Annotated in this window: 9 protein-coding genes; 5 read left to right on the forward strand and 4 right to left on the reverse strand. The window is 68.0% G+C overall.

What is annotated here, in order from left to right:
* Positions 1–26: 26 nt before the first annotated feature.
* A complete protein-coding gene (locus tag ON43_RS29010) occupies positions 27–1,823 on the reverse strand; it encodes an ABC-F family ATP-binding cassette domain-containing protein (RefSeq protein WP_040812571.1) in 1,797 nt (598 codons plus the stop codon).
* Between the two features lie 66 nt (positions 1,824–1,889).
* Positions 1,890–2,828 (reverse strand): 4-(cytidine 5'-diphospho)-2-C-methyl-D-erythritol kinase, encoded by a 939-nt coding sequence (locus ON43_RS29015; RefSeq protein WP_040812642.1) that lies wholly within the window; start codon positions 2,826–2,828, stop codon positions 1,890–1,892.
* Positions 2,829–2,968: 140 nt separating this feature from the next.
* Between ON43_RS29015 and ON43_RS29020 the strand changes: the two genes are divergently transcribed.
* The 4 genes from ON43_RS29020 (at position 2,969) to ON43_RS29035 (ending at position 7,000) form a co-directional block, all read left to right on the forward strand.
* Positions 2,969–3,175, forward strand: a complete 207-nt coding sequence (locus ON43_RS29020) for a heavy-metal-associated domain-containing protein (protein WP_040812572.1) — start codon at positions 2,969–2,971, stop codon at positions 3,173–3,175.
* Positions 3,172–4,062 (forward strand): DUF8832 domain-containing protein, encoded by an 891-nt coding sequence (locus ON43_RS29025; RefSeq protein WP_040812574.1) that lies wholly within the window; start codon positions 3,172–3,174, stop codon positions 4,060–4,062. The genes ON43_RS29020 and ON43_RS29025 overlap by 4 nt, the downstream gene beginning before the upstream one ends.
* Complete coding sequence (locus tag ON43_RS29030) at positions 4,059–6,320, forward strand: heavy metal translocating P-type ATPase (RefSeq protein WP_040812576.1); 2,262 nt, start codon at positions 4,059–4,061, stop codon at positions 6,318–6,320. The genes ON43_RS29025 and ON43_RS29030 overlap by 4 nt, the downstream gene beginning before the upstream one ends.
* Before the next feature lie 179 nt (positions 6,321–6,499).
* On the forward strand, positions 6,500–7,000 hold the full coding sequence (locus tag ON43_RS29035; protein WP_051179402.1) for an LpqN/LpqT family lipoprotein: 501 nt from the start codon (positions 6,500–6,502) through the stop codon (positions 6,998–7,000).
* 7 nt (positions 7,001–7,007) lie between these two features.
* Here ON43_RS29035 and ON43_RS29040 read toward each other — a convergent pair whose 3' ends face one another.
* Together ON43_RS29040 and ON43_RS29045 are read right to left on the reverse strand one after the other, a co-directional pair.
* Positions 7,008–7,199 (reverse strand): DUF397 domain-containing protein, encoded by a 192-nt coding sequence (locus ON43_RS29040; RefSeq protein ID WP_040812577.1) that lies wholly within the window; start codon positions 7,197–7,199, stop codon positions 7,008–7,010.
* On the reverse strand, positions 7,196–8,068 hold the full coding sequence (locus tag ON43_RS29045) for a helix-turn-helix domain-containing protein (RefSeq protein ID WP_245568797.1): 873 nt from the start codon (positions 8,066–8,068) through the stop codon (positions 7,196–7,198). The genes ON43_RS29040 and ON43_RS29045 overlap by 4 nt, the downstream gene beginning before the upstream one ends.
* A 456-nt stretch (positions 8,069–8,524) precedes the next feature.
* On the opposite strand from ON43_RS29045, the gene ON43_RS29050 reads away from it, so the two are divergent.
* Positions 8,525–8,749, forward strand: coding sequence for a hypothetical protein (locus ON43_RS29050; protein ID WP_040812581.1), 225 nt, complete (start codon positions 8,525–8,527; stop codon positions 8,747–8,749).
* The last annotated feature ends 485 nt before the right edge of the window (positions 8,750–9,234 follow it).

Here is a 9,234-nt window from a genome sequence, read left to right on the forward strand (position 1 = left end):
AAAACATGCCGGGATGACGAGGACGCTCAGGCGTTGTCGGCCAGTTCGAGCCAGCGCTCTTCGGTCGATTCCTTCTCTGCCTGCACCTGCTTCAGCTCGGCACCGAGCGTGACCAGCTTGTCCGGGTCGGTGGCGGCCTCGGCGAGCGCGGCGTGGAGTTTGTTCTCGCGGTCGGTGAGCTTTTCCAGGGCCCGCTCCAGCTTGGCCAGCTCTTTCCGAGCCGCGCGGTAGGCGGCCGAATCCGTGGCGGGGGCAGCGGAATTCGAGGCTGCGGGGGCGGCGGACTTGGCCACCGGCGCGCTCAGGGCGGCTCGTTTGCGCAGGTATTCGTCGATGCCGCCGGGGAGGTTGGTGAGCTTGCGGTCGCCGAACAGGGCCCAGGTGGAGTCGCAGATGCGCTCGATGAGGTAGCGGTCGTGGGAGATGACCACGAGGGTGCCCGCCCAGCCGTCGAGCATGTCTTCCAGCTGCTGCAGGGTGTCGATGTCGAGGTCGTTGGTGGGCTCGTCGAGCAGCAGAACGTTGGGCTCCGCCATGAGGATTCGGGTCAGCTGCAGGCGGCGGCGCTCGCCACCGGAGAGGTCGCCGACGGGGGTGCGCTGCTTGGCGGGGGTGAAGCCGAGGCGTTCGGCCAGCTGACCGGCGGAGATCTCCTTGTCGCCCAGCATCATTCGCTGTGCCACGTCCTGAACGGCTTCCAGCACACGCATGTTCAGGGGTAGATCGTCGAGTTCCTGGCGCAGCCAGCCGATCTTGACGGTCTGACCCTGAACCCGCTTGCCCGACTTCAGCTCCGCGTCACCGGCCAGCGCGCGCAGCAGGGTGGTCTTGCCGGAGCCGTTCACACCGACCAGGCCGACGCGTTCGCCCGGCGCGAGCCGCCAGGTCAGGTCGGTCACCAGTTCGCGGCCGTCGGGGGTGGCGAGGGTGGCGTCCTCGAGCTCGATCACCACGCGGCCCAGGCGCTTTCGCGCGAAGGAGGCCAGTTCGACCTTGTCGCGCGGCGCGGGGACGTTCGCGATCAGGGCCTCGGCGGCCTCGATGCGGTAGCGCGGCTTGGAGGTGCGCGCGGGGGCGCCGCGGCGCAGCCAGGCCAGTTCCTTGCGGGCCAGGTTCTGGCGGCGGGCCTCGCTGGCGTCGGCCTGGCGGGCGCGTTCGGCACGCGCGAAGATCCAGTCGTTGTAGCCGCCCTCGTAGGACTCGACCTTGCCGCCCTGCACCTCCCAGGTGCGGTTGGCGATGGTATCGAGGAACCAGCGGTCGTGGGTCACGACCACGAGCGCGCTGCGGCGGTTCACCAGATGCTCGGCCAGCCACTGCACGCCCTCGACGTCGAGGTGGTTGGTGGGCTCGTCGAGGACGAGCAGGTCGAGGTCGCGGACCAGGGCGGCGGCCAGGGCGGTGCGGCGGCGCTCGCCACCGGAGAGGTTGGCGACGGGGGCGTCCATGCCGAGATCGGCGATGCCGATGCCCTCGACGACGGAACGGATGCGGGGATTCGACGCCCATTCGTGTTCGGCGACACCGTCGGTGCGCTGGTCCTCGGCCAGGCCCGCGAGCACGACCTCGCCGACGGTCGCGCCTTCGGGGAGGACACCGCGCTGGGTGACGACGGCCATGCGCAGATCACCACGACGGCTCACCCGGCCCGAGTCGGGGGCTTCGATTCCGGTCAGCACCTCGAGCAGCGTGGTCTTACCGCCACCGTTCAGGCCGACGACACCGATGCGCTCCCCCTCCTGAACGCCCAAGGAGACGTTGTCGAGCAGCGGCTTGATGCCGAAGCTCTTGGAGACCGCTTCGAGGTTGATCAGGTTGGCCACGGGATCCTCTGTGTCGTCGATACTTGCCCCGGGCAAGCCTACCGAGCAGGGCGGACCACCCCGATATCAGCGCTTGGCAGCGTCCGGCGAATCGGTGATGCGACGCGCGCCGGGCACCGGGCCGAAGGCGGTGCGCACGCTGCGGCAGACCCCCGCACCGGCGAGTTCGGCGGCGACGGTGACCGCGGCCTCCTCGTTCTCGCACAGGAACGCGCAGGTCGGGCCCGAGCCGGAGACGATGCCCGCGAGGGCTCCGGCGGTGACGCCCGCGCGCAGGGTGCGGCGCAGGTCGGGTTTCAGGGAGAGGGCCGCGGCCTGGAGGTCGTTGCCGAGCAGCGGTGCGAGTTGCTTGGCCTCACCGGAGGCGAGCGCCTGCAGCAGGTCCTCGGGGCTGCCGAGCCGCGGCGGGTCGCCGACCTCGCGCAGCCGGTCCAGTTCCCGGAAGACGGCCGGGGTGGACAGCCCGTCCTTGGCCAGCGCGAGCACCCAGTGAAAGGTGTTGCGGGACAGCACCGGGAGCAGCTTCTCGCCGCGACCGCGCCCGAGCGCGGTGCCGCCGTGCAGCGAGAACGGCACGTCACTGCCGAGTTCGGCTGCGATATCGGACAATTCGGCACGCCCGAGGCCGAGTTCCCACAGGTCGTTCAGCCCGATCAACGCCGCGGCTGCATCCGCGCTGCCGCCGGCCATGCCGCCCGCCACCGGAATGCCCTTGGTAATGCCGAATTCCACCAGCGGCGCGCGCCCGGCCAGATCGGCCAGCTTCACCGCGGCCTGCCACACCAGGTTCCCGCGATCGGTGGGCACCTCCTCGGCTCCTTCGCCGGTGACCTTCACCCGCAGCGCCGAGGACGGCGCGATCTGGACATCGTCGCTGAGCGACAACGCCTGGAACACGGTGGTGAGGTCGTGGTAGCCGTCCTCGCGCAGATCCTCCACCCCGAGGTGCAGGTTCACCTTCGCGGGTGCGCGCACGATCACGGGGCTGGGCACAACTGAGAGCACGCGCACAGCCTAGTCGACAGATTTCTCGTTCGAGTACTTGCGCCAGGTACCCATGGGGGGTATGTTTCTGGATGTCGGGGATACCCCCACACCGTATAAATCAAAACCGTAATCGGATCAACGAACACGAGGAGACCGCCATGGCCACCAGCACCTACACCGTCACCGGCATGACCTGCGGCCACTGCGTCGGTTCGGTGCAGAAGGAGATCGGCAAGATCGACGGTGTCACCAGCGTGGATGTGGATCTCGCGTCCGGCCGGGTGCAGGTCGAGTCCGCCGCCCCGCTCGCCGATGCCGATGTGATCGCCGCCGTCGACGAGGCCGGATATGAGGTGGCGGTGTGAACGACCGACTCAAGTTCGCCGCCTTCGGCGTCGGACTGGTCGTCTTGTTCGGAGCCGCGCTCGGAGTAGGTGCCCTGGTCGGGGACCGCTCCGGCGCGGCCCCGGCCGGGGCCGATCACAGCGAGCATCAGGCGGCCGCGCCGACGGGGTTGCAGGCCAGTGAATCCGGCTACACCCTCGGCGACATCACCGCCCCCGTCACACCGAATCAGCAAGGCGCACTGCAGTTCCGGATCACCGGACCGCAGGGGACCCTCACCCAGTACAACAACCTCCACGAGCAGGATCTGCACCTGATAGTGGTCCGCTCCGACGCCAGCCAGTTCCGGCACGTGCACCCGAAGCGGGCCGCCGACGGCACCTGGTCCATCGACTGGAAGTGGGCCGAACCCGGCAGCTACCGCGTGTTCGCCGACTTCTCCCCTACCGGCGGGCCCGGCGAGCTGGTCCTGAGCCGCACCTTCGCGGTCGCGGGCAATGTGACCGACAAGCCGCTGCCTCCGGTGTCCAAGACCGCCGACGTCGACGGCTACCGGGTCACCCTCGCCGGTGACCTGACCACCGCGGGCAGTGAACTCACCTTCACCGTCACCCGCGACGGCAAGCCGGTGACCGATCTGCAGCCCTACCTGGGCGCGTACGCTCACCTGGTAGCGCTGCGGGCCACGGACCTGGCCTACCTGCACGTCCATCCCGAGGGCGAGGTCGGCAAGACCGCACCCGGCCCGAATGTCGTCTTCGCCGCGCAAGCGCCGAGCGACGGCGACTACCGCCTGTACCTCGACTTCGAGCACGGCGGCGCGGTTCACACCGCGGAATTCACGAATACGACCACCGCCGCATCCGATTCGAATGCGCCCGCCCACCACGAAGGAGGTCACTCATGAGCGCCGCTGTCGGTGTTGGAAACAATCCAGCACCCGAGCGTTCGATCGAACTCGATATCGGTGGGATGACCTGCGCTTCCTGCGCGGCGCGAATCGAGAAGAAGCTCAACCGGATCGACGGTGTCACCGCCTCGGTCAACTACGCCACCGAGAAGGCGAAGGTCAGTTTCCCGGAGTCGGTGACGACGGACGATCTGATCGCCAAGGTGGTCGATACCGGCTACACCGCGGCCGTGCACCACAACGAGCCCGTGAAAACCGAGTCCGCCGAGGGTGATTCGGCTCCCTCGGCCGCTGATCTGCTGCGCCACAAGCTGTACGTGACGCTGGCGCTGGCCGTGCCCGTGGTCGCCATGGGCATGTTCCCGGTCTTCCAGTTCACCAACTGGCAGTGGCTGTCGCTGACCCTGACCGCGCCCATCGTGGTGTGGAGCGCGTCCCAATTCCACCGGGCCGCCTGGGTGAACGCCAAGCACGGCGCGGCCACCATGGACACGTTGATCTCGCTGGGCACGCTGGCGGCGTTCGGTTGGTCGGTGTACGCGCTGTTCTGGGGCAATGCGGGCATGCCCGGCATGAAGCACCCGTTCAGTTTCGCCATCGAGCGCGGTGATTCGTCCTCGGCGCTGTACTTCGAGGTCGCGGCGACCCTGGTCACGGCGATCCTGGCGGGCCGCTACTTCGAGGTCCGTTCCAAGGAGAAGGCCGGATCGGCGCTGCGTGCCCTGCTGGAGCTCGGTGCCAAGGATGTCGCGGTGCTGCGCGACGGCGTCGAAACCCGCATTCCCGTGGGTGAATTGCGGGTGGGCGAGGAATTCCTGGTCCGGCCCGGCGAGAAGGTCGCCACCGACGGTGTTGTGGTGAGCGGTAGTTCGGCGCTCGACATGAGCATGCTGACCGGTGAATCGGTGCCGGTCGAGGTGGGTCCCGACGATCAGGTGGTCGGCGCGACCGTGAACGCGGGCGGTCTGCTGACCGTGCGCGCCACCCGGGTCGGCGCGGATACCCAACTGGCGCAGATGGCTTCGCTGGTGGAGGAGGCGCAGAACGGCAAAGCGCCCGTGCAGCGGCTGGCTGATCAGGTGGCGGGCATCTTCGTCCCGATCGTCATCGCCATCGCCGTTGCGGCCCTGGGCTTCTGGCTCGGCACCGGCGCGGCCGTCGCCACCGCCTTCGGCGCGGCCGTCGCGGTGCTGATCATCGCCTGCCCGTGCGCCCTCGGATTGGCCACTCCCACCGCACTTCTGGTGGGCACCGGTCGCGGCGCGCAGCTGGGCATCCTGATCAAGGGCCCGCAGGTGCTGGAGTCGACCCGGCGCATCGACACCGTCGTGCTGGACAAGACCGGCACGGTCACCACCGGCAAGATGACTCTGGCCGAGGCGATTCCGGCCGCCGGCGTGGATGCCGACGAGCTGCTGTCGGTGGCCGCGGCCGTCGAACACGGCTCCGAGCACCCGGTCGCCAAGGCCGTGGTGAACGGCGCGGCCGAGCGCGGACTCGACACCGAGAAGGTGGAGCAGTTCGTCAGCCACGGCGGCAAGGGCGTGCAGGGTCTGGTCGGTGAGCGCGCGGTCGTCATCGGACGCACCGAGTTGCTGGAGGATTGGTCCATCACGCTGCCGGAGTCCTTGGCGGACGCCAAGCTTCGTGCCGAGCAGGCGGGCAAGACCGCCATCGTGGTGGCGTGGGACGGGCAGGCGCGCGGCGTGCTGGTCATCGCCGACGCGGTGAAACCGACCAGCGCCCAGGCGATCTCGGAGATGAAGGCCCTGGGCCTGACTCCCGTGCTGCTCACCGGCGACAATGCCGCCACCGCCCGCACCGTGGCGGACCAGGTGGGCATCGACGAGGTCATCGCCGAGGTGCTGCCCAGCGACAAGCTGGACGTGGTGAAGCAGTTGCAGGACAAGGGCAAGGTCGTCGCCATGGTCGGCGACGGTGTCAACGACGCCGCCGCACTCGCCCAGGCCGATCTGGGTCTGGCCATGGGCACCGGCACCGATGTCGCCATCCAGGCCGCCGACATCACCCTGGTCCGCGACGACCTGCGTGCGGTTCCCACCTCGATCAAGCTGTCCCGGGCCACCCTGCGCACCATCAAGGGCAATCTGTTCTGGGCCTTCGGCTACAACGTGGCAGCCATCCCGCTGGCCGCCGCCGGGCTGCTGAACCCCATGCTCGCCGGTGCCGCGATGGCGTTGTCCAGCGTGTTCGTGGTCAGCAACAGCCTGCGCCTGCGCGGGTTCAAGGGATGACGGAAAACGATCACCGCGGAAGGGCCGCCCGAGTCATCGCGACTGGGCGGCCTTCTCTTTGCGCGCCCGCGCATCGAACGCGGGCGCGAGGTAGTGCGCGCCACCATCGAGCGATCGGCGGCGACGGCATCGTGTTGAATGGCTGGTGACCACCGCCGTCGCCCCTCGGAGGAGACCCGTTGACCACCATCGCCGAATACCTGGCCGCCGCCCAGATCCAGGCCGCGCCGGTCGACCCCGCGGCCCCCGGCGCGCCCAAGGTGGCGGTCGGCGTTCCCGAAGGCTGGCAGCAGGTTCCCCCCGGCATGTTCCCCGGCGCCTACGGCGTCTGGACCCAGCCTCCGGTCAACGGCTGGGCCGACAACGCCGTCCTCCTCGTCGCCACCTTCACCCCGCCCGTCGACGCCCGCGAACTCCTCACCCACGCCTTCGCCGACGCCCGCCAACTCCCCGGCTGGCAAGACCTCGAAACCGACACCGAAGACTTCGAGGGCTACCCGTCCGCAGGCATCACCGGCACCTACACGGTCGAACAGCTCACCCTCTGGGCCTACAACCGCTACATCATCGTCGACTCCGACAACGGCCAATACCTGGTCCAGCTCACCATCACCACCCGCACCGACAGCGACGGCGCCGCCCCCACCACCCTCCTCCAGGGCCTGTCCATCTCCGCCTGACGCGAGATCAGCGCACCCAAACCCCGCTGGCGATAAAGCGGTCCCACTGCTCACCGGAAAACACGAGCGCGGGACCGCCGGGGTTCTTGGAGTCCCGAACACCAACCCCGGCACGCAGGAATGCGACCTCGACGCAGTCCTTACCTCCGGCGCTACGGCTGCTCTTGAACCAATTGGCCTGGGACAGATCGTCTTTCATGGCGCGAACTCCTTAGCAAGTCGTCGAAGCATGTTCTTGCTGTCGGCCGCGTCGAGCGCGGCGGCGCGAATAGCCGTGTGCGCCTGCCGATACAGCTCCACACTTGTCGTCCCTTCAAGGTACAAGTCACCGGCGTAGCTCTCGACGTAAATAACAGTGGGCTCGACCGGCTCGCCATCCTCGTCCGTCTCGAAGTCCAGGATCGTGAACGGTCCCGGGGATACACCGAGCGGAAAACCCGCTGCCGCAGGCAGGATTTGAACCGTCACATTCGGCGGCAGCGCGGCCAGATGCCGCAGCTGCGCGGCCATGGTCTTCGGCCCTCCGACCACCCGGCGCAACGCGGCCTCGTCGATGACCAGGCGAGCTGTGGCGGGCTTTCGCTTGCGCAGAATCAGGGACTGCCGTCTCATCCGCAGTTGCACGCGGCGCTCCACCTCGGTCGGCGACTCGTGCGTGAAATACGTGTGGTCGAGTGAGCGCGCATATTCCGGCGTCTGAAACAGACCGGACACCATGTCAGGTCGATAGATCGTCAGCCGCTCGGCCGCCGACTCCAATCCCACATAGACGTTGAATCCGGCGGGAATCAGATCCCCGTATTCGTGCCACCACGACTTCACATTGGCCTGCTGGGCAAGTCCTTTCAGCGGCTCGACGTAGTCGGGCGCGTCGTAAATTCGGCAGAGCTCCTCGATATCGCGCAGCTGGATGCGCTCGGTGGCCCCGGTTTCCAGCCGTTGCAGGCTGCCCGAGCTCCGTTCGGCGAGCTTGGCGGCCTGCACGATCGACAGCCCGCACTGCTGGCGCAGTTCTCTCAGATACCGCCCGAGCTGGCGGCGCGGCAGATTGCTGGAGCGATTCGACATGACCATCTCCTGGCGTCGGCTCCGAAACCCGAATCAAGTTTGCTCCGAAATCGGGTGGCGTGCTGGGAAAACGCGCAGAAATCCTGCGCACGCAAGAAACTCGGTCCCCCGCACGCAATCGCTGATGTCCGATGAACCTCAGCCCGGCCCCCCAAACCTCCGAAACCCCAGCGGGACCCGGGTACCTCTGACAACGCATTCTCGGGAGGAGACCGTAATGCCTTGGGATATATGGGCTCTATTGATGATCGCGATCCTCTGCGGCAGCGTGATCCTCTGGTCGTGGTGGGGGTTCCACAACGAATCCCACCCCACCGACACCACCCATCTCCGCCTCTCCATCATCGGCGGCGGATACCTGGACGTTCCGCGCCAGAGCGGTTACCCGCCCGGCCGACATCGCCGAATGCCAACGCGCGCAGGACATCCGCACCATCTCGCCCGAAGGTCACCCGCATGACCGCCGCCGAGGTAGCGGTCCTCTCCGCCCTCTCCCCCGATCACGCCCTCACCACCACCGAAATCCAACAGGCGTCCGCCCTAACCAGCTGGCGCACCAGAAACGCCGTGGCCCAACTCAACTCCCGCGGCCTCATCACCTCCACCCATCCCCCAGGCCGCTGGCGCCTCACCCCGCGAGGGCGCACCGCCCTCGCGGTGAAGGCTCCCCGCTTCCGGTGATATGGCTGGCGGGGTTGAATGGGCCTGAACCTACATTTTCACCGGCTTTTCGACAGAATCCTGTCGCCGCGAGCCGGTTTATGTAGCTCCAGGCCCATTCCCCCCGCGCCGCCGTCCCATCACCCTGCGCAGCCGCACCCCCCTCGCCGGGAAGTCCCCTCTTCCGCAGACCACCCAATCAAGATGCGCGCGGACACAGGCTGGCGCGATGTTCGAGTACCACGGATGGGTGTCGTTGCGGGCGACCGCCGCGGCGGTCGATGACGAGCCGGAGCTACGGCTCGGTGAGATGGAGGCGTCGTCACGGAGCAGGCCGACACGCTGCTGTCGCCGGTCATCCCGACACTCGAGGACCCGGAACGCGGACGTTGAGTCAGTCGGTGGCGGTGAGGGAGCGGTGGCGGCGCTGCTCCAGTTCGATGAATTCGTCGATCATGGCGGTATAGACGCGTTCGACGACTGTCGGTTCCACACCGTGCTGGAGC

It is taken from the genome of Nocardia concava NBRC 100430 (assembly GCF_000308815.1).
GTDB lineage: Bacteria > Actinomycetota > Actinomycetes > Mycobacteriales > Mycobacteriaceae > Nocardia > Nocardia concava.